Here is a 24,035-nt window from a genome sequence, read left to right on the forward strand (position 1 = left end):
ATGGTTGATCTAATCGACGTCGTCCTTGAGGGATTCAAAGAGGTCGTCGATTGGATTGTCGGCCTCTTCATGGACGGCCTGCGTTCCGGCTATGAGACCCTCACCGAGGAGATGTTCGGGACACCAACGCCGGAGACGGATGGTGCATTCGTCTTCGGAGAGCCCAGTAATGCTCCTTGGCCGTCAATTCAGGACGCGCTTGTAGGGGGAGAGATCATGTTGATCTCGCTGCTGCTCCTCGTGATGTGCGTTCAGGGCCGTCACACAATCCGTATATTCAATATTGGAAGTGCATACGAGGCCAGGCGCACCAAGAAAACAGCTTGGGTCGGCGCGTTTCTGATTATCAGCTGGTACTGGGTCAGTATTCTTGGACTCTACATCGTGGACGGGTTCACTATCGCCCTGATGCCGAGTCTGGGTTCGCTGGGCGATGCGATGCTCAACTTGCTCGAAGTCTCAATCACAAACCCTGGGCTTTCACTCGTATTCGCATTGATTGGAGGACTCTCAATGTGGGCTTTGGAGGCACTCTACTACATTCGCGAAGTCTTGCTCTACGTCTACGTGTATGGGATGCCAATTGCGTTCGCGTTGGCCTACGGAAACGTCCCCGTGCTCTCGGATATCGCGATGGGGTTCAGTAAGAAATTCGTCCCGTTAGCGGTCCTGCCTCTACCTGCAGCGGTGGTGTTCAAAGGATACGACTTGCTGTACTCTCAGAACGCCATCGCTCCGAGTAGTCCGTTTTTGCGGTATCTAGTCGCGGCATCGCTCCCGCTGATCGCACTCTACCTAACCTGGAAGACGTTCAAATACGCAACCCCACTGACGGCGAAGGTTCTCGGTGGTGCGACGAAAGGAGCGGCCCTCGTCGGCGGTGTCGCCGCTGGGGCCTACATCGGCGGCGCCGGCGTCGCGACGACCGCGGCCCGATGGGGACCGAAGGCCGCAGCAGGACACGCTGTGGCGCAGAAAGCTGCAGCCCGGGGCGCGAACAGCGACGAAGACGGCGGGACGCCGTCCTACCGGCGGACCGAGAACGACCCTGGAGGTTACTAACAATCCATGTCCATCGACGAAGACGCAGCCGCACGGCGCATCATGGACCAGTTCGGTGAGGAGAGCCGCATCCCCTACCTCAACATCGAGGAAGGCGACGTCGGCGTCCTGATCGCCTTCCCGATCGTCGGCCTGTTCATCGCTGGCCTCACCGGCATCGAATCACTCGCCCTCCCGTTCGTCGCAGGTGGGTTCGGGTTCGGCGTCGCGATCGTCTACGTCTCGCCCGACCACCTCAACGCGTGGACGTGGACGAAAGACGTCTATCGCTACGTCAAGCGCCCCCAGATCACGTTCAGCGCCCCGGAGGAAGCCGACAGTAGTACCAACGAAACAGAGCGCAACGAGGGCGGGCTCGCGAACTACACACCGTTCAAGCCCGACGAGCGGACGCAGGACCTCACGAATATCGAGCGGGCGTGGCCGGGGGCTGGCGCGATCCAGCGCGCGGACGGCACGATGGAGGCGTTCATCGAGATCGATCCCGGAAACATGGACTTCGCGATGTCCGACGACTGGGCACAGCTCCAAGACGCCGGCGAGGAGTTCGCCAACAAGGAACTGGACTCGAAGCTCAAACTCCACGCCACGACCCGCTCGTTCCCGGTCGAACAGATCACCGAGAACATCGAAGACCGCCTGAACGACGAGGACGTCAAAGAAAATCCGATCTTCCGGGAACTCCTCGAAGAGTATCGAGAGACGCGGCCGAAAGAGATGCGCGACCGTGGAATCCAGCAGATGCGGTACTACATCGGCGTCCAAGTCACCCCGCTGGAGGTCTATGACCGCTTCCGAGACGAGGGGACACCGGCCGAGAAGCTGACGCAGTTCCCCGTCATCGGGTTCCTGTTCAACCCGTTCGTAACCCGCCGCGAGGACCTCACCGACGTCGAGCGCCGCGCACAGATGTTCGAGAAGCTGGATAGCCGGGTCAACGATGTGCGGTCGGAGTTCATCCAGCAGGCGTCGGGCTGGTCCGCACGCCGGCTCAGCACGGTCGAACTCTTCGTGTTGAATATGGACTTCTGGAACGGCCGCGAACACGACTACGACGACGCAGAGAGCGTCGTTCGCGAACAACCCATCATCGGCCATTCGCGCCGGGAGGATGCCCACGATGCGTAACCTCGTCCTCCAGACGGGCAGCGGAGCCGTTGGCCAGCTCACGGAGTGGCTCACGAGTCCGACCTCAGCTGAAGGTGCGGCTCTCTACATCCTGCTCGCGGTACTAGTCGGGATCGGCGGGAAATTCCTCTGGGACTGGTACACCGAAGACGACGAGGAAGAAGTCGAGTTCTCGGATCTGCTCGACGAGGAGACCATCGAACAGGGCGCCGCCGAACGCCAGCTCCTCGACGACATCGCTGAGTCGCACAAGACGGTGACGGCGCCAGCGGCAATCGAGTGGGAGACGCGTGCGGCACGGGTCGGCGAGCAGTGGACGACGACGCTGTACATCGCTGACTACCCGGACTACCCCAACGACGGCTACCTCTCCGAGCTCTTCGAGATGACGGACGTGCAGTTCGATCTGACGGCCCACATCACGCCGAAGAACCAGGAGCGGGCGCGGAACGAACTGCAGGATATCGCTGACGACCTTCAGGTGGACGCTGACCTTGAACAGAGCGTGCGGAGTGCCTACCTACAGGAACGCGCCAACGAGGCCGCAGCGACGTACAAGGCCGTCGAGAACGGCGCGAATGTCTTCGACCAGGGGATGTTCATCACGGTCCGGGCCGACGAGAAGGAGGACCTCCGGGACGCCGTCCAGAAGGTCAAGAGCGCGCTCCGTGACGATCCGGCGAACCTCACGCCGAAGACGGCCATCTGTCGCCAGGATCTCGCCCTCCAGTCCGCCGCGCCCATCGGCGACAACGAGTTCGGGCGGACGTCGATTGCGCTCGGCGGCGCCGTCGGTGCGTTACTGTCCTCGCCGCACAACGCGACGATTCTCGAAGAGGGCGGCGTCGAATTCGGGATTCACAAGGACAACCAGAGCCCCGTGGTTATCGATCCGTTCGCGCGGGACAACGGCTACGCGATGTTCACCGTCGGCGACACCGGCTCGGGGAAGTCGTTCAGTTCGAAGCAGAACTTCATCCGCTCCATCGAGCAGAGCAAGGACCGTATCGGCATCATCCTTGAGCCGTTGAACAATTGGGCCGGCGTCGCCGAAGCACTCGACGCCAAACGCATCACGGTCGGCGGGACGCTCGGGCTGAATCCCTTGGAGATTCGGGAGACGCCCGAGCACGTCCAGCGGGCGATGGGCGAGGACGCCAGCCCGTTCAACGAGAAGCTCGACGACGCGATGAGCTTCCTCACGAACTTCTTCGCGCTGCGGGGCATCTCGCTGGGTGACCGCCGAACGACGCTCGAACTCGGGCTCAAGCGAGCGTACAAGCGCAACGGCATCACTGACGACATCTCGACGCACGACAACCCGAGCCCGACGATTCAGGATATGATGGACGTCTTCGAGGACATGGTTGACGACCCCGAGGAATTCGTCGTCCGGTCCGACGAGGAAGCCGGGAAAATCAAGGAGGACGCGACGTGGCTCCTCGACCAGCTCCGCCCCTTCGAGGACGACGGTCGGCACGCCAATCTCGGCCAAGAGTCCGACTTCGACATTCGCGACGAGAAGGTCATCTACCTCGACCTCGCCCAGCAGGAGGGCAGCGTCGACAGTAGTACGGCGCTGACGATGCAGCTACTCATCTCGCTGGTGTACGAGCGGGCGAAAGTCTCGGAGAAGGAGGTCGTGTTCTACATCGACGAGGCGCGCTACATTATGCAGGACGCCGCGAGTCTGGCGTTCCTTGAGACGGTGTTCCGCCACCACCGGCACCACGACCTCTCGATTCGGCTGGTCACGCAGACCGTCGACGAGTTCTTCGAGCACGCCGAGAGCGAGGCCATTCTGGACCAGTGTGCGGTCAAGCAGTTCCACCGCCTCGACGGGATGGACGAGGAGTGGGCAGACGAGTTCGGCTTGAACTACGCGCAGATGCGGTTCGTCCAGGACGCCGTGCCGGGCAACGAGGACGCCGGCTTCTCCGAGGCCCTAGTGGGCGTCGACGGCGAGTGGCGCGGTATCCAGGTCAAAGCGATGCCCAAGGAGAAGCAGGTCATCGACTTCGACCCGACCTCACAGATCCGGTCCTCGCTGCCCGGCGCCGGCGACGACGCCGTCGATACCGAGATGGAGGAGTTCCAGGAAGAGCTCGAACACCGAGCAACGAACGGAACGAACGAAACGAGCGAACTGAACGAGGAATCAGACGCCGTCGAAGCTGAGCCAGACGGCGGGTCAACGGAGGACACCAATGATGGCTGAGTACCTGCGCGTCACGCCGACATCCGAGCGGCTTGACCCGGAGAGCATCCCCCGAGTCCTCGACAGCCTCCACAAACTGACCACGCCCGGCTCGTCGGGCCTCGGGGCGAAGCTGAACCCACTCCACAGTGAGACACCACCCCGATTCGAGTTTCTCGCGATCAGTGATGGCCCGGACGACCCGGTAGAGTTCTTCTACGGGGCCGATGCCCATCTCGATACGCTCGAGAAGCGCCTCCGCTCCATCTATCCGGCCACGTTCGACATCGAACGCGTCGACGTCGACGTCGCCGCTCGGCTCATTCAGCCAGTCGAGCTCACACCGCAGGAATTCGTCGACCACTACGAGGCCGGGCGGCTGCAGTACGAGTTTGGCCCGGCAGAACAGTACGACATCGTCGACGAGGAATCAGGGGACTCCGAGCCGGCCGAAGCGGACCCCGTTGTCGACGGCGGTACGGCAGCCACGAGCGTCCCCGATCATCACGTGACTGTCGGGGACTCAGCCCTGGAACTAGCGCCGCCCGATGCACTTCCAGACGACGAGGAAGAGCGACGGGCCATCGAGAAGCCGACGATGACACCGGCGGGAACGATTCTGGCTCGCCCGGCCCAAGACGCCGTCTCACCGCTCGGGGTCCGGTGGTGTGGCGCCGCGTCGCGGAAGCAGGACTGGATGACCTCGCTGACGCCGTTCACGGCAGAGGAAACGAACGGCGATCTCTCGTCCGTCGACGAGCCCGGCGCGGCGCTGGCGTCGCTAATCGACCACCTGATGGAGGCGACAGCGCCGACCGCGTTCCAGGTCGTCTTCCAACGGCGTGCCAGCTGGCAGTCCGACGCGGAGGTGCGGAAAGAGGACCTCGTCGACGGCCGGGATACGTTCTTCCAGGAGGTCGTCGGGTCGTTACTCGAGGTCGAGGAACAGCGGAGCGACCAGGACGACCGACAGCTCAGCGAGGCCGTCGAGAAGCGGATCGAGTACATCGACGCGAAGAACGCCAAACGGGCGTTCACGGTCAACATCCGGGCCGTCGGCGTCCCCACCGACACCACCCGCGACGACCTCGATGGTCGGATGGACTCGCTCCTCCCCGTGTTCGATCCGCTTGATGGGCCGTTCTACGAGGTCGAGGGGCAACGCCTCCGGGACAGCGGCTTCCGTGAGAAGACGAAGGAGAAGAAGGCACGGGCCGCTCTCCAGCGCCTCCTCAATCGCGAGTTGACGACGGGACGAGGGAAGACCCGTCCCGAGCTGGTCCTCAGCGGGAGGGAGCTCGCGAACTTCGTCCTCGTCCCCTCCTCCGAACAGTTGACCGTCGAGGGGACGCGGGGAACCAGAGCCGAACAGCAGAGTCGAAATCCGCTCCCGTGGCCCAATCCGGATCTGATCCAGCAGTTCCAAGACGGGATGGCCATCGGCTACGCGCTCGACGAGAACGGTGAGCCACGACCGGACCCCATCCGGATCCCGCCGGACCTGTTGCCGACGCATTACGGGCGGTTCGCGTCGACGGGTGGCGGGAAGTCGAAGGCCATCATCAACGACGCCCTCTCGCTCCGCGAGACGACGGGTGGCCCCGTCGTCCTCGTCGACCCGAAGGGGGACGGAATGTGTGAGAACTACCTGCGCTGCCACTACGAGCGGTTCGGTGGTCTCGACGACGCCTACCACTTCCGCGTCCCGGAGACCATCCCCGCGTTCTCCTTCTTCGACATCCGGCCCGCGCTCGAAGCTGGTCGCAACCGGGAGGACGCGATTCAGGACAAGGTCGACCACTTCCACGACATCCTCCGGATGATTATGGGCCGCGAGCAGTACGGCCAGGCGTTCGTCGCGAACGGGATTCTGAGCTACCTGATCAAGGCGCTGTTCGACGAGGAGTACGGGAGCGACGTGTTCGGGCTGGACGACCTCTTCGCCGCCGCGCTCCGGATGCAGCGCGACCAGACGATTCCCCCGGTCTCTGCGGATAACCAGAACATCGAGGAATCGCTGACGCGCCACTTTGCGAAGGACAACCACCAGTTCCAGGTGTCGATGGACGCCGTCGGAAACCGCCTCGACAAGCTCAAAGAGGACGCGCATCTCCGGCGGATCTTCAGCCACGTCCCCGAGCAGAATGACGCCGGCGAGTACGTCGACAACCGATTCGACTTCCGCGAGTTCCTCGATGAAGACGCCACCATCATCTTCGACCTCGGCGACCTGCGGCCGGAGGCCCAGCGAGCGATCACCCTACTACTGTTGAGCAATCTCTGGGACGCCGTCCAGGTGCGCCGGCGCGACGGCCAGACCGACTACGAGAAGCTCACGAACCTCATCATCGAGGAGGCGGCGCCGGTCGCGTCAACGAAGCTCGTCTCCGAACAGCTCCTGCCGCAGGGCCGGTCGTTCGGGCTGAGTATGGGGCTCGTGATGCAGTTCCCTGAACAGGTGCGGAACCGGAACGAGCGAGCCTATGACGAGGTGCTAAACAACATCAAGACGAAGCTTATCGGGAACATCTCGATCGAGCGCGACCTAGCAGAGTCGCTTGCCCACGAGGACCTCAGCCCGACCGAACTCCGCAACCGGATCAACACGCTCCCAAGTGGCGAGTGGATCGCCCAACTCCCGAGTCCGTCGTTCGGGGAGACTGGGCCGCCGCCGTTTTCGCTGAAACCGCTCCCGATTGCGCCGGGGCATCCAGAAAGCGACCAGCCGCTCACAGAACCCCAGGAAGACCATTTCGAGTCCGTGTCCCGGCCACGGATGGTCGAGCGGACACAGGCCCAGTACGGGCTAACAGAGCCGACTGAGTCGAACACTGCTCCGGAAGAGTCTAGCTGGGGGAGTTCGGGTGCCGAAACGACAGGCTCGGCTGCCGACGCCGACTCAGGAACGGACCCGACGCAATCCGCGTTCATCAGCGAATCGACGACCGAGGACACATCGACATCGACCACCCAGTCCGAGACGGACAGCGACCCAGATGCAGACAAGGCAGCAATGAGCCCCCTGTTCGGGCAGGCCACCGAGACGGACGAGGAACCAGCTGGTGACCAAGCACCGCAGCCGGAGAACGGGGCAACGCCCATCCAGGAAAGCAGCGTACCCGTCCCCGATGACGAACTCCGACAACGCGGACTCAGCCGTGACGACGTTCGGTTCCTGAATCGGGTCCTCGACGTGATGAACCGAGAGGACGACGAGTACACGCTACTGGACAGGATGAGCCAGCTTCGGGACGAATACGACGACCTCCATGTGGAGCGGCTCACGGAGCAGGACCTCCTGGAAGCGGACTCCGCGGCGGGGCGCAAGTACTACACCGTCCTCCCGGACGGTCGAGACCTCCTCGGGAGAGAATTGAAGGCGGGACCAGGAGCGGGCGATCTCGGTGAGAAAACGCCACACAAGGTTGGCGTCCGGCTCCTCGAGCTCTGGCTCCAGCAGCGGGACGACGTCGGTCGCGTGGAACCGTACTACGAAACTGACGACGGCACGGTACTGGACGTGGCCGGCTTCGACGAGGGCGGCGATCTCGTCTGGGCCGGCGAAGCAGAGCTTGCGAGTAACAACCGGCACGCCCCGGTCGAGGATTACGACAAACTCAGCGCGGTGGACGCCGACGCGATCTGGGCCTTCAACAATCGCGAGACGGCGCTCGACGTCCTGGAGAGCCTTGCCGACGCGGATCGGATCGACGAGCGGGTCAGCGGGCGGGCGGCACGGTCGTTCGCGACCATCAGAGACGCCGTCGACGACCTCGATGCTGCGGGCCTGACCACCGTTCGGGGCTTCAAAAATCTCGATCAAGAACTCAACCAGTGACACCCTCACTCGCCCTAACGGACGGAGCTTCCTACAAGGGAAAATTCGGTCTCAGAGGTTTCGGAACTGTACTCCGAGAGAGTCATCTGTCGGGGTTCCCGACTCGCCTCTCGGCGTTCCGCGGCCCTGTCACAGGGGCTCCCATTCCGTGGCATGTCATCGCGCTCCGATTTCCAAGGAACGCTCTCACCCCACGGATCAACGCGGCGAGCGATGTTCGCCGCGGCGTTGATATCGGCTTGGAACGTGGTGATGTGGCATTCATCGTTCGTACAACGGAACTCTGCCTGTTCGTCACGGCGGCCGACGTGACGGCACGCATGGCAAATCTTCGAGGTATAGTGTGGTTGGACGTGCTCTACCGGAATTCCTGCCTCGAGTGCCTTGTCCTCGATTCGACCTTGCAGCTGAGCGAACGCCCACGTGTGCAGCCGCCGGTTCATGTACGCGCCGTAATCCAAGTTCTCACGGATGTACGACAGATCCTCGAGCACGATTACTGGGTCGTCGAACTGGCGGGCGTATTCGACGGCCTCACGCGAGGCCTTCTCGACGATATCCGTGAGCGCATTCTGGTGGTAGTCGAATCGTTCCTCGATTCGCCAGTCAGCGGCACCACGTTCTTGGAGGCGTTGCAGCGTAGTATACATCTCCTTGCGGAGGTGTCGAGCCCGGCCACCGTCGATCAACAGTGGCTTCGTCGGCGTGTCGCGTTGCAGGGCACAGCCCGTGATCAACGCACTTTCGCCGATATCGAACCCGACGAAGGTCGGATCTTCGTCTGGGTCGGGATCGTCGACGGTGTACTCGACGGAGACATGCAGGGTCCACGTTCTCCGGTTTTGGACCAACCGGAATTCGCCGACCGAGACCTCACCATCGAGCACGTCAAACCAGAGCGATTCCTGTGCGGGATTGATCCGCAACGGGATCCAAAAGGCGTTGCCTCGGCCAGCTTGCGGGACCCGCCAGCAGAACTCGTACTCGCGGTTTGGCGAATGATCGAGACGGAAGCCACGGTTGGTGAATCGAACTGGATGATCGTCAGCCAGTTCGTCAGCGTCGAACGTCTCCCGCAGCTGTGGGACGTACTGTTTGAGCGCGTCTTTGGCGTAGGAGGTGAGGTCGTAGTCGGTGACAATGTCATTGACCGCCGATTGCGTATCCGCCCCGCTCTCGAAGGCAGTGTGGAGTGCGTGGCGGTACGTCGCTACAGTGTCCTCAAGCCGACGCTGCTTGTGTGCCGTCGGCGGGACTGTCGTCGCCTCAAGCGTCTTCGAGACAGTTCGTTCGGCGGCCATCCGACGGTGAACAGTAGTACCGTAACACACAAAAAGAACACGGTAAACTCACGTATGTATGGGAAAAGAGGTCCGGTTCACAGTAAGCGACGACCAGCACGAGCGTCTCAGCGAACTCAAGGACGAACGCGGTTACACTTGGAAGGGACTGATGCTCGAGGGCGCGAAGTGCTTGGAACGCGAGGACTCGTAGAGGGCCGACAATCAGCCAACTGGGGGCGTCATCTGCGCCATGAACGGCGCTGTCTCCCACTGGAGGAACGATGACTTGGCGACAGGCGACCCGCGAGGAGATTTACGCCTACTACGCCGAAGAATTCCCCCGCTATCTGGATGACCTGCCGGAATTCATCACGGCGACCGGCCCGAAACAGTACGCCGTCGCCTTCCGCGAGTCCCACCCGGTGCGCAAAGACGAGGTGCCGGACAAGGACTTCATCCGGCGGGATACGTGGCAAACAGATGCGTCGGGCGACCGAACAACGCCCGAGTTCAACGACTTCGAGGACGTCGTCGAGTTCATTCGACACCCCGCTCGCAACGACCCGCTGGGGCGGAGCAAGTTCGCGCTTGCTGACCCGGAAGTGCTGGAGCAACCGGAACCACGGCCCGGCGCCGTTTACTACGCGCTGGATCACTGGGAACGACCCTGGGTTCTCCTCGTCGACATCGACGCGAAAGAGATCGCCAGGAACCGAGCAGACGAGATGGTCTCAGCGGACGTCGATGGTGAGGACGACGATGCGCTCCTCGACGCTGCGGGTATCCTCGACGCCGCTCCCGAGGGGTATCCGTACGCCTTCGAAGACGTCGACCGCGCCATCGAGTACGGGTTCGAGGTGCGCGACATCTTTGAAGACGATTTCGACGCCGAGGAGACGATGGTGGTGTACAGCGGGCAGGGGGTCCACGTCTACCTGCTGGATACCGACCCGGCGCACCGATACGACGAGCAGAGTCGCGAGGTGTTGAACGACCTCCTTCTCGAGACGTACGACATCCCGATCGACCCCGTCGTGACGGCCGACCGCCGGCGGGTCGCCCGCCTGCCCTATTCACTTCACCCCGATGTCTGTAGCATCGTTCAACCCATCGAGAGCCCGGCATTCGACGTTCGGTCGGCGACACCCGAGGTGATCGACGAATGAGTCCGAGTACGCCCACCGACGACGAGAAGATGGCGTATCGGGTTGCGGCACTCCCGCTGGAGTACGGTGAGACCCGCATCAACCAGCTGTTTACGCGTGGCTACAATCGATACGTCGTCGACGGCGAGGACCAACCCGAGGACCTCGTGAACGACGTCGAGCGGTTCGGGACGGCGGCGTTCAAAGAGCAGGTTCGTGCCGACGCCGCTGAGGAGCCGTTCGTCGACGAGCCGGGGACGCTTGCCGTGCTCGCGACGTTGAGTGCGATCTGTGTGAAAGAGCACCCGAAGTTCGAGCACGCGTCGCCCCGAAACATCCAGGTGCTCTACGATATCCGGGAGCTGTACGTCAACAATCTCGCCTCCCTCATCCGCGCCCACGGCGATGGGTCACTTCAGCAGGACATCGCCGACGTGCTGTACAGCAAGGAACCCGGTGAGGATGGCCCACACCCTGGTCGGGTCTGTACGGGCATCACAGAGATGCCGGAGTTCGGAGAGGGCCTCTACCTCGAAATCCCGATGGCGGCGGCGTCGCGCAAATGTCTCGTTCGAGCGGAGGGCGAGTCATCGACGGGGAGTGACGATGGCGGGGAGATACTGACGCGAGTGAAGGACAACAACCTGTACGTCCCGGTCGGTGATTTCGACAGCAAGTATCTTGACTACGCTGAGCGGGCGTTCAAGAAGCTCCTGCGGGTGCAAGAAGACGGGCTCTCTGACGACCAGCTGACGTGGTTGACCACGAACGAGTCGGCGATTACGGAGCGGATCGACCGCTTCCTCGAGACCGGCCATCACGAGCGCATCTGGCGGAACTGGGACCGTGGGGAACGGACGATTCGCGTCCTCCGGCGGGCCCTGAATGACGCCCCCGACGATGTCGCACAAACGGGCGAGTTCCACACGGCGAAAGAGCTGTATCGAGCGGTCGAGGCGTACGAGGCCGAGGACGAGTGGGAATCCTCGGTAACAGACTGGATCTCAAGTCCGAGCAGTCTCGCGAAGACGCTGGCTGACCACGAGTCTCACTCGGCAGTCACGATCGACCGCGACGGACGCGTCAATACGTACCGAATCGGGCGAGCTGGAACCGGCGCCGAACAGATCGAGGTGCGAGAGATCGAAGACCTCTTCGAACTCCCCTGTATGGCGAATATGGAGGAACGGCTCCACGAGAAGAAGCCGGTGCGGAAGGACCTCTACAACTTCGCGCGGATGGTGATGTGGCTGCCGCAGTACCAAGACAGCAGCCTCGACGAAATCGTCACGGATCTCAAGGACGTCTTCTCTCGGTGGCCGTGGTACGACGAGCAGGAAACCGAGTACCAGGTCCGTTACGAGTTCTCGAACACGATCGACGGCGACACCCCGTTGCCGATGAACTGCGATAACGACGATCTACAGCGCTACTGTATCGGCCAGGACCAATGTCCCTACTCTATCTGGGGCAGCCTCCCGTTCCCGGATGAGATGTACGAGCAGGTCGAGGAGGAATCCGCCGGTCCTGCTGAGCAATTCTGAGTGACCGATTTTCCTCAGTTTTCGAGGAGAGTTGAAGAGGTTTCGTTGCCCTTCCACCATCTACAAAATTTCAATCACTGCTAGCAGCGCTAACACCCACAGGTTCCGAGATCCGTAGTAATCCCGAGACACCGAGTACATCCTCGATGATTTCATACACGACTTCGATATGCTCTCTGTTGGTAAGGTGCGAATCCACAGCAACAAGTGTCGATACCGAATGCTGGCGAGAGATCTCGACTGCATCGACGAGAATCTCACAATCGTGGCCAATATCGAGATCACTTCTGAACCGGCGTAACAATTGATCGTTGCTCTGCTGCGGGAAACACCGGTCAATCAATTCATCCGGAAGCTGCACCTGATACAGTTCTATATCCTGAAGACAGCGACGTAGCGTCGACAGCTGCTCTCGCTTATCCATATCGTACCAGCTCATCTGGATATCGTCCCGAAAGTGACTCCGGTCGTTCGGACTGACGTGGATATCCCGAGCACGCGGCTCGTAGTCGAAAATCTCGTTGTCAGTATCGCGGAGGTAGGCAATTACGTCATCGTAGAGGTTGTACCGGCGTTCACAGAGCGCATCGAACTCGTCGTTGGCCTTTCCACCGATCACGATATAGAACGACTCACCATCAATGAGTCGCTGACAGCCGCGGTCCTCCTCGAGGTCGCCCGGAAGCTGTGAATAGACGTAATTCACCATCACCGATGTATCCAAGTTGAGTCGGGCGGCTTCGCTCATTCAGTACCCTCCAGAACCTCTCTTGCCATCTCGTGCAGATGCGCCATCTGTTCTTCGTCAACTCTCTGGGAGTGATGGCCAGCGCGCGGGTACAAATCCGCATCAGCACATCGCTCACTCAGCCGATTCCGTCGCGATAGAAGGTCTTCGTGGAAGCTCGTAAACCGGTCTGCGTGCTCCTCGATCAAGTGGTGTCGATTCGGACCCTCCGCAGTTTGCGTAGAAATGTACAATGCCGGGTACCGCCAGACATCATAGTAGAAGTACGGCGCGAGATCCTGTAACACAGTTTCTTGCTCGTTCGATATTGACTCGAGAGTCGTGAGTTGCGCAAACACCTGCTCAATAATATCTGTTCCACGAGTGACTAAGTCCACTATCTCGGACAGCTCGTCGATTTCCGCAAGCTCGAGATGGAGGTCAGAAATGAGCAATCGGAACTCTTGCTCGTCCGATTCAGACAGCATCCCCTCTTGTGAGCCTCCGCCGAAATCCGACAGCGAATGGTTCGTTGTTTCCTGTTCAATCGTCTCATCTAGGGTTTCGAGGTGCTCCCGAATATCCGTCGACGTGAGATACAGATCGGTGTACTCGTCGGGAGCGCATTCCTGGTAGAAGTCGCGGAGGAAGTCGAATTTCCCGGTATACCAAACTTTCCGCAGGTCATAATCGTCGAAGAAAACCTCGGACCCGAAGTAGTCCCGATACTGTTGCACTTCCTCAGTTTCACCGTGATCGCGTCGAATCCCACCCGTGTTGGTGGTCATCCGTCCCGGGGCATTGTCGGGCTCGCCGGCAACCTTCGTGTATGCACCGGCAAGGTACCAGCTATAGGTGACCGGGAGGTCGAACTCTTTAATTGCGAAGTAGCACAGCTTCTCTTGCTCCGTACGCGTGATGTTTCGACCAGGGTCGTCGAACACGTCCTCTACCGCAAGTTCAATACCGCGTAGAAGCGCGTCTGCATAGGGTTCCTCCTCACTATATGGGTCGTTTGAGCCCGGCGTGGGAGGAGTCATGATTAGAGTGTTCCCGCTATGGTGCGGATAGGTTTTGTGATACTACTTCGGAAGTTCGATACCTGCTGGTGAGAGCTGTTGTTAGTATAGTATTCAACAGGGATAGTCAAAGATGGTGGCCTCGGACTGAAAGTGAAGTTCGACAAGCATCTTCAGTCTCTACAGATTTGAGCGGCCCCAATCATGATTTTCGTCGGGAACCGATTCTTCTCCCTATTCATCATGGCTGTTGGAACATATCAGATGAAGGAGGATTAAACAGAGCCAGATCTATCTGAATCCTCGTCGAACTATTTCAGAGGTTAATACGACCAAAATCGAGGGTATCGGGTTTCCAATGATTCGAAGTGACGAGATGGAGGAACTCGAGGGACGCAGAATAGGTGAATCAGCGACCCAAAGGAATCCAGATACGACCGAAATCACGTTCCTTGCCCCGCCGTCGAGCAATTTCTGAAATCACAGCATTATCTCGGGACTCGTCGAGGTACTTTCTACGCTCTCAAATCGGCCCGACGAGGTTCTACTGCAATTTAAGTCCGTTATTTCGGCTTGCATATCGCGGTTTTCGTCCAAAGAAAGAGGCGATATGCAATGTGCGAAGGCCGCCGGCTCTCTCAGGCCGAGGGGCCGTCACAGGGGTAGCGGAACTACGGAAGTATCAGAATTAACGCATAGGTTGACGGGGGGCGTTTCGGTGGTGTCTGTCGTCCCCGCGAGGGGTGGCGGGGCGCATCACGTGCCCCCGATAGACGATGGCTTCGGAACAACGCAGGAAGACACGAGCAGCGGATCACGCAGGAACTACCCCCGACGATGAGGCGCCGTGGGCGGACCTCGAGATGGCGGTTCCGACCGAACGGGATCACGCGTCGGTCGTCGCCCTTGTGGAGTGTGCCCTCGTCGAACTCACGCACGAGGCCGTGGGCGCCGTCTTCATCTCCCGGCAGGTCGGGCGGTCGACGCGGACGCAGTACGTCGCCGCCGACGACGTCGGCGAGCAGTTCCAGAAACGGCACTTCGACGACCGACTGGGCTGGCACGAGACCACCGTCCCTCGACGAACCGTTCGCGACGAGCTCATCACTCAGCTCACGCAGTTGCCCTCGACGTCGGCGGAGCGATTAGGTGAAGGAGCAACCAGCGAGCCAGACACCTTCGTCGTGAAGCCAGTTCGAGAGCTCCGAACGCCGTAGCGGTTAGGCTTAACCAACATCTTCGGCCGATATCGACACGATGTTGGTTAACGCAGGGGTTAGATCCACTCCCTTGCCCCCACCCACCGCCCGACTCCTCGAGTGAGTGTATCCTGGCGGCCGGGCGATCCGAGGAGGTCCCGAATCTGTACGCCATGAACTGTTTGTCGGCGCCAGGAGGCGTGCAGCGCGCAACAGCGTGCGCTGCGTGACTCACCATGCCTGGTCCCGATCCGCACGACGACACGAGTCGCGACTACGAACGGTTCGAGAAAGAACAGCTCGCCCAGGACCGCGACGCCACCAGCGTCGACACGGCGGACATCGACGACACGACGGCCCAGCGCCTGGTCAGCGACCTCGTCGACGCGGACGTCGTCACTCCGGTTCCCGAGGACCAAGTTCTGGCTCACGAACCAAGCGGCACCACGTTCCACTCGACGACACAACTGGCCGTCTTCCACCGTGGCTGGACGGCCGGCCGCGACGCAGACGCGGAGGCCGAGTGATGCAGCAGACCCTCGTCGGCTGTGCGTTCTGCGACGCCCCGCCCGGTACCGAGACTGGCGAGGCCCACACCTGGGGTCAAGACGAGCGGGTCACTCACCCGATCTGTGTCGACTGCGCGATTCAGACGGAGCCGGATCCCGACGAGCGCGATCACGTTGCCTGTGACGGCTGTGGGCTGGTCGTCGACACGCTCGCAGCACTGACCCGGTTCCGGGTCGAACTGGGGCATCTGGAAGGCCCGTTGCAGCTGTGCGCCCGTTGTAGTCCGGGCGGGCTCGCGACGTACTGGACGCGCGATCTCGAGGAGCATCTCGTCGCGACGCCGGCGGAGTGACCCAAACACTCTTTACTGTTTCGCTGTAAACTGTAATCAAGAACGAATCGTGTCACGCACCTCAAACCGCGCGGACGGCGACATCGTCCAGGACTTCCTCTCGGTCGCGGACCTCCTCGAGGAGCCACAGCTGGCCCAGTTGTACGCGTACCTCGCTCGGGAGGGCGAGGCAACCGTCCAGAACGTGATGGATGACCTCGAACTCGCCCAGGGGACGGCCTACAGCTACGTCAACCGGCTCGTCGACGCCGGCGTCGTCGACGTCACCGACGACGAGCAGCCACGCCGGTACGCTGCTCGGGAGATCGACCTGACTGTAACGACGGCCGCCGGCGACCGCGAGTACACGATCACACCGGCGCTGATTGACGCCGTCGGCCGTCGCGAGACGGACGCCGACATTGACACCTACATCGACCGCCACGGCGTCGCCGGCCTCGCGACCGCGCTCACCTACGCCGTCGCTCGCGAACGCGGCGAGGTGACCCACCGCCTGATGGCGGAGGATCTCGACATCTCGCCGCTGGCTGCGGAGATGATCTTGCAGGCGCTCCGGCCCGTCGTCCACGAGCACTACGACATCGAGGAGTCAGGGGCGGGACTCGACGAGTTGGACATCGACGGCGACGGCGCTGACGACGCGTGAGCGCACTCCACATCGCCGACACCGGCCTGTTCGTCGCGATGGGACAGCCGTCGAACAGTCGCTATCAGGCTGTTCGGCGGTTCGCTCGCCTGAACGACGTCACCTTCGTCCTGCCCGATCGGGTGTACGAGGAGCTGACCGTCAACGACCCCGACATCGAGGAGCCACCTATCGACACCGCGATCGACGAGGACCTGGCGACGGTTGCGGCGTCGCTCGAGTTCTCCGATCCGGTCGTCTCGCGGGTGATGGACGGGGTCCAGCGGTACATCGCGAACGCCGATGACCGACCCGCCGACGAGGTCGAACGCGCGGACGCTGCCCTCGCTGCGCTAGCTGCCCAGCACCTCAGCGCGGGGACGGCGACCGAGGTCTACATCTACACAACAGATATCGCGGCCGGCGAAGGGGCCGAAACCGTGCTCGCGAGTGAGGGGTACGGTGACTCGGTGACGTTCGTGAATGGTTTCCGGTTTATCGAAAATCTTCGCTCTGACGACAGCTGACGTTACTTCGCCTCAAGGTTTCGCGCGTCGAGTTCACCGGCGAGATACTGTTCTCCCTCTCGTGTGATGTCGTAGACACCGTTGCCGAGGTGGACGAGGAGTCCATATTCGACGAGTGTCTTGCAGCGGGCGTTGATGTGTTGCCGGGAGAACCGGACGCGGTCGCTATCAGCCATTTCCTTGGGGGTATCAGGGCTATCGTCAGAGAGATGCTCCAGAATGCGGTCATCGGCGCGAGACATCCAGTCGGCGTCAAAGCGCATAATCACTTCTGGTTGCGCCGACGCTATCCCGAACGCGCTAAGTCAATTGGCAAAGCGAAGAGCTTCTGTGGTTGACTCCTAACGTTTTAAAAGCCTGCCACTCTTAGCCCCGAGCGTTCAGATGCATTCTCCTCCATCGGACTGTCCGGATGGTTCGAGGGACCTCCTCGTGGAGATCATCGAGACACTAGAGACGTGTGGACTCGAGGACGATTCCTACCAGCTCCACGATTACGTCGACCCCGATGCGCTCGAACAGTTGATCGCCTCCGCCGATGAGAACATCGCCGTTCAGTTCACTGTCGAGGGGATCCTACTCGATGTATCACCGGACAGCGTGGACGTCATCGTCGAGGACGAGTCCCAGTCCGTCGGCGAATAACGACGTGCGGGTACGAGATAGGGATCGTTCCTGAAAGCCCTCGGCCGCTCGACGTCCCGCGACCACCGCTGCGCGCCTCGTGCCTGCGGTGCTTGCGGGGTCGGGGGACGACCGAGGCGGCCTCGCCCTTTCTGAGTCCGCCAGGACGTTAGATGCCTCACCGAGCGACGTAACCAGCTGAACAGGTGTGTACGTAGCGGCCCGCCCCGCTCGCCGCTGCCGCCCTCCGCGTCGCTCGCGACCGACCATTCCGGGCGTGCGGGCGCTCTCCGCACCGCCCGCGCCCGTTCCGGGCTAAAGTGCATGTGCCCTCGGCGCCAGCGGGTAAGCGCGAGGGGTTGCGCGGCGTGGCTGCTCACCCCCCACGCTTACTCCGCTGGCCGCTCGCTCCGGGCGGGTCGGCGCGCGGTGCTGGTTGGGGCCACCTCATGCAGGCGCGCTCTCGCTCGCGCCCGGTAGGGCGCTCGCGAAGGCGCGAGCGAGAGCGCGCAGATGGTTCTGTCGGTCGTTGTCGTCGGAAAACCGCGATGTTGGAGCATCGCGGAGTCGGCGCGTGAGCGCCTTCGGTCTTTGGTGAGACCAATGTCAAGTAACAGCTCTAGTAGCAAGGTCGTTACGGTGGATGAACAGGCATTCGAGAAAGCGGGCGGTCAGGCGGTCGATGAAGACGGCTTCCCAGTCGTCGACGAGACGCCGGAGTTCGAGGCCGCGGTCGAGCAGGAGACGCAGGCGAAGGTCGATGCGAACCACCCGGATGGGATCGCGGACACGAGCGAGGACCGGATTCACGGTGTCACCCTCGAACAGGAGGAGCGCATTCGGGCGCGGGAAGCCGAGCTGGAGCGCATCAGTGCCCAGGCCGAGCTGGGAACCCAGGAAGGTCGTGAGCAGCGTACGCGAGAGGTCGTCAGCGAGCAGTGTGGTCGTGACGAGCCGGCGCTGGCGGAGCGCACGGATCCCCGGGAGAAGCTGACGCAAGAGGAGCTCGCGGAAGTCAACGAGCAGGCAATGCGGATCAGCGACGAAGTGCAGGGCGGCTGGTCGAGAGCAGTCGTCGCGAAGCAGCTGGCCGAGAAGGTGCAGCGCGGGCGGGACGTCACGAAGGCGGTGCTGGAAACCCTCGAAGAACTGAAGGCGGCGCCGGGGGCGATCGTGCCCATCGCGGACGTGCCGGACGTCCCGGTCGGTGAGGTGACGGTCGAAGGTGAAATCACGCAACTCTGGGATCCGAGTGATACCTCGATTTCTCAGGTCGGGTTGATCGAGGACGACAGTGGGAAGATCAAGTTCACCATCTGGGAGGCCTCTCGGAAGACGGTCGTGAGCGAAGGTGAGACGGTCCGGTTCCGGGCCGTCAAGAAGAACTGGTACCAAGGGCGGTGCAGCATCGCCATCACGGGCTGGAGCAGGATCGAATTCCCAGAGCGCGGTCGGTGGTGGGAAGAGTAGGCGAGCGCGACGCCCTCCTTTTTTGGTGTGTGCCGGACCGACCCTGACCCCGCCGCCCCACCCTCCGCTCCGTGCTCGCTTCGCTGCGCGCGCAGCCACGACCTAGAGAACTCGATGTTAAATTGACATCATGGGATTCGATTTATGTACAACTCTAATTGCCCAAGTCTATTGAGGCGGTCGGTGTTTCCTCACCCGCGAACGTCTCCAGCAAGTACAGCACGCTGAACCCGAGGTTCTCATGGATCCAGTCCTGATTCGAGTAGATGTCCGTGAAGTCGCCGGTCACGAAGTGGCTGATACCGATTTCCTCCTTCAGGAACACGGCGTCACAGATCAGCGCGATATCCGCATTGTTCTTCATATGGACCGGCCATTCCTTCAACCGCTTCTCAACGTCGGGATACTCGCGGTCTCGCATCGGTTCCAGATAGACACGGGCCTCGATCTGGTCCTTGTGCTTGATCGACCGCTCCATCAAGACGTCCTTCAGCTTCCGAGCAGCTTCCCGAGCTGTCCGCCGAGTGAGCTCGCCCTCCTTCTCGAAGTACCACTCAAAGTACTTCTGGAGCCGAGGCCGCACCTCCTTCTCCTCGGACTCCTTCATGTCGAACCGCTCGACGTACTCGTCCATCACGGTCTCAATATCGAGCTCGTCGTCACTGTAGGTTTGCAGCATCTTCCCGAACTGCCTCAGTTTCAACCGGAGCTTCGCCCGTTTCTCCCCGTACAGGCCTTCGTCCCGGTCTAACCGGATGTCGGCGGAACGCCGACTGTTGTCCTCGGTGCTGGAGCAGTACTCGTAGACGGCGTTCTTCCCGGTGTAGATCGTGTTGTCGGTGTCGAACAATCGTTTGGCGTCAGGGTACCACCGGTCATTGATGAAGGTGAGTCCGAGCAGGCAGTTGGTGTCTACGAAGTACCGGGTCATGGAGGGGTTTGGTTAGGGGGCGGGTGAGAGACCAAGGAGTGCGATCGCAACTCCGTCAGCGGCTTCGGACACTACTTGGTTCTCTTCCAGGTCTGTGTGTAGCCGGGAGCGTTCTCGCTCTATCAGTTCGAGTTCCTTCCGGATATCCTCTTGTCGGCCTTCGAGGTCCTGCGTGTCTAGTTCCTCGGCGATCTCTTCGGGGGTCAACCCGGTGTTTTCGCGTTGGGCGAGGTCGATGCAGAAGATGGTCCAGAACAATTCAGAGACCTTCAGGGCCTTCTGCGGCCGGTACTCTTCGGCATCAAGTTCAGCACTTACAACCGAGTACCAGAGATCCAGGTCCTGCTCCAGCCACGGGTAGTCGTCGACTGGGAAGGTATCGATGATATCGAAGACCGTGTTGATGACTGCTTCCCTGCTGGAGTCTACTTCGGGGTAATCTGGTTTGTCGTCGATAGCGTCACTGAGCTGTTTGTCGAGTCGTCGGTAGTGGCGTTGGACATCGTAAGGCGCGTCCTCGTACATGTCATCGGTCAGCCCCTCCGTATTTTGTTCGTACAGACGGTTGAGTGCTCGAGAGAGTGCGAGTCGAGCCTTTGTCTCTTCCTCCCTGGGGAGGCTGAGCTGAGAAGCTGAAAGGCTACAACGGACTTCTCGGCTATCGTCACTCCAGTCTACCGTGACTGGGGATCCACCGGTCTTCGCCATGGTTCCGAACTTGTACCAGAAGTGCTGGATATCCGTGTCCAATCCGACGTCGTTGAGTTCCTTGTCTGCGAAATAGAGTAGTTTATAGAAGGTTTTGGGGCGTAACGGGTTCGAGTAGAATCTCTCGTCCAAGAGAAGGGCCGTTACCTCCCCTACGCTCAGTGTAGAGGTCATGCTTATTCGAGGCTAACAGCACCACCTCTAATTACTGTATTGAAAACAGTGAATCTGAATCAGGAACTCCCAAAACCGTGGCCAGGCATCCAATTCTCGGCCTGAATCCGGACCGTTCACTGCGACGAAATGATTTAGGTACTCCATTGTGAGGTTCGGTATAACGTGGCCCTCACCAACCTCCTAGGCGAACGCGAGGCCCTCGCTAAAAACTCGGAGATCTACGGTGACAAGGTCCAAGAGTACATGGAGGCGATGGGATACTACATCACGGAAACATCGCCCACCCATGGCGGGCTTGTCGACCAGAAATACGAACTCCCAGAGATCAGGGGGGACCGAGAGGTCTGGGTCGAGCTCAAGTGGACAGACCAGCGCCGTCACGGGAAGAAATTCCTCGAGGAGATGGGGAAGTACTTCCTCCACTACATGGACCGGTCTCCTGAGAAACGGTTCGACGTGGCCATCTTCGGGCGGAACCTCGAGAACTTCAAAGAGTGGCAGAAGATCTTCGACGTCACCAAGCAGACCGACGAGGCAATCCAGGAGTTCTACGACCGAGTCTGCGAGAACGACAAACTCTCGGACGAGCATCGAAGGAAGATTAAGAGCTATTCGATGGACGATTTCGAGGAGTTCCTGAGTGACACCCACGTCTACCAGGCCGACTACGACTCGCTCTTGATGAAGATCGAGGAGTTCGAGAAAGACGACCGGTTCAAACCCGACTTCTTCCAGCGTGAAGCCGAACCCATCACCGACAGGTCAGAGCTGACCACCAACCTCGTCGAGATAACAGAGTACCCTGAAACTCTGTACATCGGAGACCAGGTGGAGGGCGCGACACAAGAGGTAGCATTCAAGCTACGCCCATTCACGGTACCGACGTGGTTCAAGTCGAACAAGGTGTATAGCCTATTGCCGCCGGAGGAAATGCCGAGAGCGGTCAAACAGTTCATTGACCCGGACACGGTCGAGGAGACCGGGTTCCGGTCGTGGGTAGAAGCCGACCAAGGGAACGCCGATATTGGGAAACGGCTGATTCGGGCCGTTGTCCTCTCCAAGGGTGAAGACCGTGGCTGCATCGCGATTAACTACCGTAGCGACTACCACCTGTACTTCCCACACGAAGACCCCGAAGCGGAGGTCCGGAAAGAAGAGGGGCGACAGGTCACAAAACACTACGATGAGGCCGAATCACCCTTCTTCCGCCACCACTCACTCCGTATCGGCATCCTCGAATACTCGGGACAGTACTTCCTCACCCTGAAACCAGCTATCCTGTTCACCACCAACGGGAAAGAAAACCGGATCACCGGGGAACAAGCCAAACCGTTACACGACAGGTTCAGCCCCAGCCGACACGGGAACAACCGGAAAACACGGAGTCGGATCAACCACTGGTGGAAAATCCTGGACTACGGCGACCCCAAACAGGACGATCTGGACATCGGGACAGAACCCGTGATGCTCGAAGTCAACAAAAGGCCGCCCAAAGACACCGACGAACGGGACGGCACCATGCAGAACAAGTGGTTAGGAGATTTCCAATGAACGAGTTCACCGCCGAAGTCCTCGACGAACCCGGCTTGATGTTCGCTGACGGCGAGGACTCCATCGACCCCCGAGTCGGATTGATGAAATACGGACCAAGAACTCCATCCGGGAAATCCGAACATCAGGTAATCAACGTCGGATACATCGGGTCTGGCCGGTCTCTCGGCGGCCTCGAGAAACTGTTCAAGGACATGGAGCTGGCGATCACCGCCGACGAGGACAAGTCGAAGCGGTGGAAACCACCGTTCCCCGGCCTCGGCGAACGGTCGCCGCTGAACTTCACGTTCAACACGCAGAAGCGGTGGCGGCAGACGATTACTCGAGGCGAGATCCGGGACCTGAAACAAATCCGCAGCCGGAAAGACCGGTTGGAAGAAGCGGTCGAGATCATCAAGATCAACCTTGAAGTCCTGTACGCCAAGGAAACGCCGCCTGACGTCGTGTTCATCGCGATTCCAGAAGCGATGTGGGACGCATGCACTCCATCCCACCAGGACCATGCCCGGATGCAGTCAGAGACCAGCGACTTCCACAACCGGATCAAGCTGCTAGGGATGGAAGTCGGGTTGCCGACGCAGCTGATGCAGCCGAAGACCCTCCGCGGTGAGGGCGTCCAGGACAAGTCCGAGATCGCATGGAACATCGCGGTTGGAACACTGTACAAGGCGCAACGCGGCCATCCCTGGAAACTAACCGAGCTGGAGGACGGAACGTGCTTCGCCGGGATATCCTTCTACAAAGAGCGAGGCGGAGACCAATCCCGGACACGGACAGCTATGGCCCAAGTCTTCCTGGAGACAGGGGAGAACTTCATCCTTCGAGGCGACCCCGTCGAAGGAGAGAAGCACGGCCCAGGGAACAACCACCTCGCAGAAGACGACGCCAAGCAACTGGTAAAGAAGATTCTCAGGCACTACCGTAGCCACAAAAAGACTGAGCCGCGACGACTGGTGCTTCACAAGCGGTCGGAGTTCTGGGAAGAGGAGCGAGAGGGCTTCATCAAAGGTGCCGGGAACATCGAGTTGATGGACTTCGTCACGGTCCGAGAGCGGCACCCAGTCCGGGCCTTGAGTTCCGGGATTTATCCGGCGCTTCGAGGCACGATGGTCTCCGCACCGAACAACGAGGAGCACTACCTGTACACGAAGGGGTACATCCCGGCTTTGTCGACGTATCCGGCCTCGAACATCCCGGAGCCGATCGTGGTCAAGCCGGATCCAGAGGTCAGTGACTCATCGCCACAGAAGCTGTGCCGAGAAATGCTGGCGTTCACGAAACTGGACTGGAACACTTCGGATTTCTGTACGAAGCTTCCGGTTACAATCGGAATCTCAGATGCCGTTGGGAACATTCTGGCTGAAGCTGAAGCTCAAAACACCAGTCTGGACATCCATTACTACCATTATATGTAGAAC

Annotated in this window: 22 protein-coding genes; 16 read left to right on the forward strand and 6 right to left on the reverse strand. The window is 60.6% G+C overall.

Annotation, left to right across the window (positions count from 1 at the left end):
• Genes ACOZ4O_RS00800 through ACOZ4O_RS00815 form a run of 4 tightly spaced genes read left to right on the forward strand, consistent with a single transcriptional unit; the run spans position 1 to position 8,225 of the window.
• Positions 1-1,062: a hypothetical protein gene (locus ACOZ4O_RS00800; RefSeq protein WP_424523467.1), complete on the forward strand. Its 1,062-nt coding sequence runs from the start codon at positions 1-3 to the stop codon at positions 1,060-1,062.
• 6 nt (positions 1,063-1,068) lie between these two features.
• Positions 1,069-2,190: a hypothetical protein gene (locus ACOZ4O_RS00805; RefSeq protein ID WP_424523468.1), complete on the forward strand. Its 1,122-nt coding sequence runs from the start codon at positions 1,069-1,071 to the stop codon at positions 2,188-2,190.
• Positions 2,174-4,408, forward strand: coding sequence for a VirB4 family type IV secretion system protein (locus tag ACOZ4O_RS00810; protein WP_424523469.1), 2,235 nt, complete (start codon positions 2,174-2,176; stop codon positions 4,406-4,408). The genes ACOZ4O_RS00805 and ACOZ4O_RS00810 overlap by 17 nt, the downstream gene beginning before the upstream one ends.
• Entirely contained in the window at positions 4,401-8,225 is a 3,825-nt protein-coding gene (locus ACOZ4O_RS00815) for an ATP-binding protein (RefSeq protein WP_424523470.1), read from the forward strand. The genes ACOZ4O_RS00810 and ACOZ4O_RS00815 overlap by 8 nt, the downstream gene beginning before the upstream one ends.
• 14 nt (positions 8,226-8,239) lie before the next feature.
• Here the strand turns inward: ACOZ4O_RS00815 and ACOZ4O_RS00820 are convergent, their stop codons facing one another.
• Positions 8,240-9,526 carry an RNA-guided endonuclease TnpB family protein gene (locus tag ACOZ4O_RS00820; RefSeq protein WP_424523471.1) on the reverse strand — a complete coding sequence of 429 codons (1,287 nt, stop codon included), beginning with the start codon at positions 9,524-9,526 and terminating at the stop codon, positions 8,240-8,242.
• A gap of 58 nt (positions 9,527-9,584) precedes the next feature.
• On the opposite strand from ACOZ4O_RS00820, the gene ACOZ4O_RS00825 reads away from it, so the two are divergent.
• The 3 genes from ACOZ4O_RS00825 to ACOZ4O_RS00835 all read left to right on the forward strand — a co-directional run bounded on the left by ACOZ4O_RS00825 (position 9,585) and on the right by ACOZ4O_RS00835 (position 12,197).
• Positions 9,585-9,719, forward strand: a complete 135-nt coding sequence (locus tag ACOZ4O_RS00825) for a hypothetical protein (protein ID WP_310902033.1) — start codon at positions 9,585-9,587, stop codon at positions 9,717-9,719.
• A gap of 70 nt (positions 9,720-9,789) precedes the next feature.
• Positions 9,790-10,674 carry a DNA primase gene (locus ACOZ4O_RS00830; protein ID WP_424523472.1) on the forward strand — a complete coding sequence of 295 codons (885 nt, stop codon included), beginning with the start codon at positions 9,790-9,792 and terminating at the stop codon, positions 10,672-10,674.
• Complete coding sequence (locus ACOZ4O_RS00835; RefSeq protein ID WP_424523473.1) at positions 10,671-12,197, forward strand: primase-associated protein; 1,527 nt, start codon at positions 10,671-10,673, stop codon at positions 12,195-12,197. Before ACOZ4O_RS00830 ends, ACOZ4O_RS00835 begins: the two co-directional genes overlap by 4 nt.
• A gap of 70 nt (positions 12,198-12,267) precedes the next feature.
• On the opposite strand, the gene ACOZ4O_RS00840 is transcribed toward ACOZ4O_RS00835, so the two are convergent.
• Complete coding sequence (locus ACOZ4O_RS00840) at positions 12,268-12,945, reverse strand: hypothetical protein (protein WP_340696151.1); 678 nt, start codon at positions 12,943-12,945, stop codon at positions 12,268-12,270.
• Positions 12,942-13,964: a hypothetical protein gene (locus ACOZ4O_RS00845; RefSeq protein WP_424523474.1), complete on the reverse strand. Its 1,023-nt coding sequence runs from the start codon at positions 13,962-13,964 to the stop codon at positions 12,942-12,944. Before ACOZ4O_RS00845 ends, ACOZ4O_RS00840 begins: the two co-directional genes overlap by 4 nt.
• A gap of 755 nt (positions 13,965-14,719) precedes the next feature.
• Here ACOZ4O_RS00845 and ACOZ4O_RS00850 point away from each other — a divergent pair.
• The 5 genes from ACOZ4O_RS00850 (at position 14,720) to ACOZ4O_RS00870 (ending at position 17,156) form a co-directional block, all read left to right on the forward strand.
• Positions 14,720-15,160 (forward strand): hypothetical protein, encoded by a 441-nt coding sequence (locus tag ACOZ4O_RS00850; protein WP_424523475.1) that lies wholly within the window; start codon positions 14,720-14,722, stop codon positions 15,158-15,160.
• A gap of 218 nt (positions 15,161-15,378) precedes the next feature.
• On the forward strand, positions 15,379-15,669 hold the full coding sequence (locus ACOZ4O_RS00855) for a hypothetical protein (protein WP_424523476.1): 291 nt from the start codon (positions 15,379-15,381) through the stop codon (positions 15,667-15,669).
• Positions 15,669-16,004: a DUF7558 family protein gene (locus ACOZ4O_RS00860; protein WP_193310483.1), complete on the forward strand. Its 336-nt coding sequence runs from the start codon at positions 15,669-15,671 to the stop codon at positions 16,002-16,004. The genes ACOZ4O_RS00855 and ACOZ4O_RS00860 overlap by 1 nt, the downstream gene beginning before the upstream one ends.
• A 49-nt stretch (positions 16,005-16,053) precedes the next feature.
• Positions 16,054-16,650 carry a DUF7437 domain-containing protein gene (locus tag ACOZ4O_RS00865; RefSeq protein ID WP_424523477.1) on the forward strand — a complete coding sequence of 199 codons (597 nt, stop codon included), beginning with the start codon at positions 16,054-16,056 and terminating at the stop codon, positions 16,648-16,650.
• Positions 16,647-17,156, forward strand: a complete 510-nt coding sequence (locus ACOZ4O_RS00870) for a hypothetical protein (protein ID WP_424523478.1) — start codon at positions 16,647-16,649, stop codon at positions 17,154-17,156. Before ACOZ4O_RS00865 ends, ACOZ4O_RS00870 begins: the two co-directional genes overlap by 4 nt.
• A gap of 2 nt (positions 17,157-17,158) precedes the next feature.
• On the opposite strand, the gene ACOZ4O_RS00875 is transcribed toward ACOZ4O_RS00870, so the two are convergent.
• Positions 17,159-17,419: a MarR family transcriptional regulator gene (locus ACOZ4O_RS00875; RefSeq protein ID WP_379787757.1), complete on the reverse strand. Its 261-nt coding sequence runs from the start codon at positions 17,417-17,419 to the stop codon at positions 17,159-17,161.
• A gap of 121 nt (positions 17,420-17,540) precedes the next feature.
• Between ACOZ4O_RS00875 and ACOZ4O_RS00880 the strand changes: the two genes are divergently transcribed.
• Positions 17,541-17,801 carry a HalOD1 output domain-containing protein gene (locus tag ACOZ4O_RS00880; RefSeq protein WP_424523479.1) on the forward strand — a complete coding sequence of 87 codons (261 nt, stop codon included), beginning with the start codon at positions 17,541-17,543 and terminating at the stop codon, positions 17,799-17,801.
• A 582-nt stretch (positions 17,802-18,383) separates the two neighbouring features.
• Positions 18,384-19,250, forward strand: a complete 867-nt coding sequence (locus ACOZ4O_RS00885; protein ID WP_424523480.1) for a DNA-binding protein — start codon at positions 18,384-18,386, stop codon at positions 19,248-19,250.
• Between the two features lie 154 nt (positions 19,251-19,404).
• Here the strand turns inward: ACOZ4O_RS00885 and ACOZ4O_RS00890 are convergent, their stop codons facing one another.
• Both ACOZ4O_RS00890 and ACOZ4O_RS00895 read right to left on the reverse strand, forming a co-directional pair.
• A complete protein-coding gene (locus ACOZ4O_RS00890) occupies positions 19,405-20,181 on the reverse strand; it encodes a hypothetical protein (protein WP_424523481.1) in 777 nt (258 codons plus the stop codon).
• Between the two features lie 12 nt (positions 20,182-20,193).
• A complete protein-coding gene (locus ACOZ4O_RS00895) occupies positions 20,194-21,063 on the reverse strand; it encodes a hypothetical protein (protein ID WP_424523482.1) in 870 nt (289 codons plus the stop codon).
• A 165-nt stretch (positions 21,064-21,228) separates the two neighbouring features.
• On the opposite strand from ACOZ4O_RS00895, the gene ACOZ4O_RS00900 reads away from it, so the two are divergent.
• Positions 21,229-22,617 carry a hypothetical protein gene (locus tag ACOZ4O_RS00900; protein WP_424523483.1) on the forward strand — a complete coding sequence of 463 codons (1,389 nt, stop codon included), beginning with the start codon at positions 21,229-21,231 and terminating at the stop codon, positions 22,615-22,617.
• Positions 22,614-24,032, forward strand: coding sequence for an argonaute/piwi family protein (locus ACOZ4O_RS00905; RefSeq protein ID WP_008580551.1), 1,419 nt, complete (start codon positions 22,614-22,616; stop codon positions 24,030-24,032). The genes ACOZ4O_RS00900 and ACOZ4O_RS00905 overlap by 4 nt, the downstream gene beginning before the upstream one ends.
• The last annotated feature ends 3 nt before the right edge of the window (positions 24,033-24,035 follow it).

The organism is Salarchaeum japonicum (assembly GCF_049705945.1).
Taxonomy (GTDB): domain Archaea; phylum Halobacteriota; class Halobacteria; order Halobacteriales; family Halobacteriaceae; genus Salarchaeum; species Salarchaeum japonicum_A.

What these genes read in the sequence shown, in the direction of transcription:
- ACOZ4O_RS00800 (WP_424523467.1), top strand. Translation starts at nt 1, where the DNA reads ATGGTTGATCTAATCGACGTCGTCCTTGAGGGATTCAAAGAGGTCGTC.
- ACOZ4O_RS00805 (WP_424523468.1), top strand. Translation starts at nt 1,069, where the DNA reads ATGTCCATCGACGAAGACGCAGCCGCACGGCGCATCATGGACCAGTTC.
- ACOZ4O_RS00810 (WP_424523469.1), top strand. Translation starts at nt 2,174, where the DNA reads ATGCCCACGATGCGTAACCTCGTCCTCCAGACGGGCAGCGGAGCCGTT.
- ACOZ4O_RS00815 (WP_424523470.1), top strand. Translation starts at nt 4,401, where the DNA reads ATGGCTGAGTACCTGCGCGTCACGCCGACATCCGAGCGGCTTGACCCG.
- ACOZ4O_RS00820 (WP_424523471.1), bottom strand. Translation starts at nt 9,526, where the DNA reads ATGGCCGCCGAACGAACTGTCTCGAAGACGCTTGAGGCGACGACAGTC.
- ACOZ4O_RS00825 (WP_310902033.1), top strand. Translation starts at nt 9,585, where the DNA reads ATGGGAAAAGAGGTCCGGTTCACAGTAAGCGACGACCAGCACGAGCGT.
- ACOZ4O_RS00830 (WP_424523472.1), top strand. Translation starts at nt 9,790, where the DNA reads ATGACTTGGCGACAGGCGACCCGCGAGGAGATTTACGCCTACTACGCC.
- ACOZ4O_RS00835 (WP_424523473.1), top strand. Translation starts at nt 10,671, where the DNA reads ATGAGTCCGAGTACGCCCACCGACGACGAGAAGATGGCGTATCGGGTT.
- ACOZ4O_RS00840 (WP_340696151.1), bottom strand. Translation starts at nt 12,945, where the DNA reads ATGAGCGAAGCCGCCCGACTCAACTTGGATACATCGGTGATGGTGAAT.
- ACOZ4O_RS00845 (WP_424523474.1), bottom strand. Translation starts at nt 13,964, where the DNA reads ATGACTCCTCCCACGCCGGGCTCAAACGACCCATATAGTGAGGAGGAA.
- ACOZ4O_RS00850 (WP_424523475.1), top strand. Translation starts at nt 14,720, where the DNA reads ATGGCTTCGGAACAACGCAGGAAGACACGAGCAGCGGATCACGCAGGA.
- ACOZ4O_RS00855 (WP_424523476.1), top strand. Translation starts at nt 15,379, where the DNA reads ATGCCTGGTCCCGATCCGCACGACGACACGAGTCGCGACTACGAACGG.
- ACOZ4O_RS00860 (WP_193310483.1), top strand. Translation starts at nt 15,669, where the DNA reads ATGCAGCAGACCCTCGTCGGCTGTGCGTTCTGCGACGCCCCGCCCGGT.
- ACOZ4O_RS00875 (WP_379787757.1), bottom strand. Translation starts at nt 17,419, where the DNA reads ATGCGCTTTGACGCCGACTGGATGTCTCGCGCCGATGACCGCATTCTG.
- ACOZ4O_RS00880 (WP_424523479.1), top strand. Translation starts at nt 17,541, where the DNA reads ATGCATTCTCCTCCATCGGACTGTCCGGATGGTTCGAGGGACCTCCTC.
- ACOZ4O_RS00885 (WP_424523480.1), top strand. Translation starts at nt 18,384, where the DNA reads ATGTCAAGTAACAGCTCTAGTAGCAAGGTCGTTACGGTGGATGAACAG.
- ACOZ4O_RS00890 (WP_424523481.1), bottom strand. Translation starts at nt 20,181, where the DNA reads ATGACCCGGTACTTCGTAGACACCAACTGCCTGCTCGGACTCACCTTC.
- ACOZ4O_RS00895 (WP_424523482.1), bottom strand. Translation starts at nt 21,063, where the DNA reads ATGACCTCTACACTGAGCGTAGGGGAGGTAACGGCCCTTCTCTTGGAC.
- ACOZ4O_RS00905 (WP_008580551.1), top strand. Translation starts at nt 22,614, where the DNA reads ATGAACGAGTTCACCGCCGAAGTCCTCGACGAACCCGGCTTGATGTTC.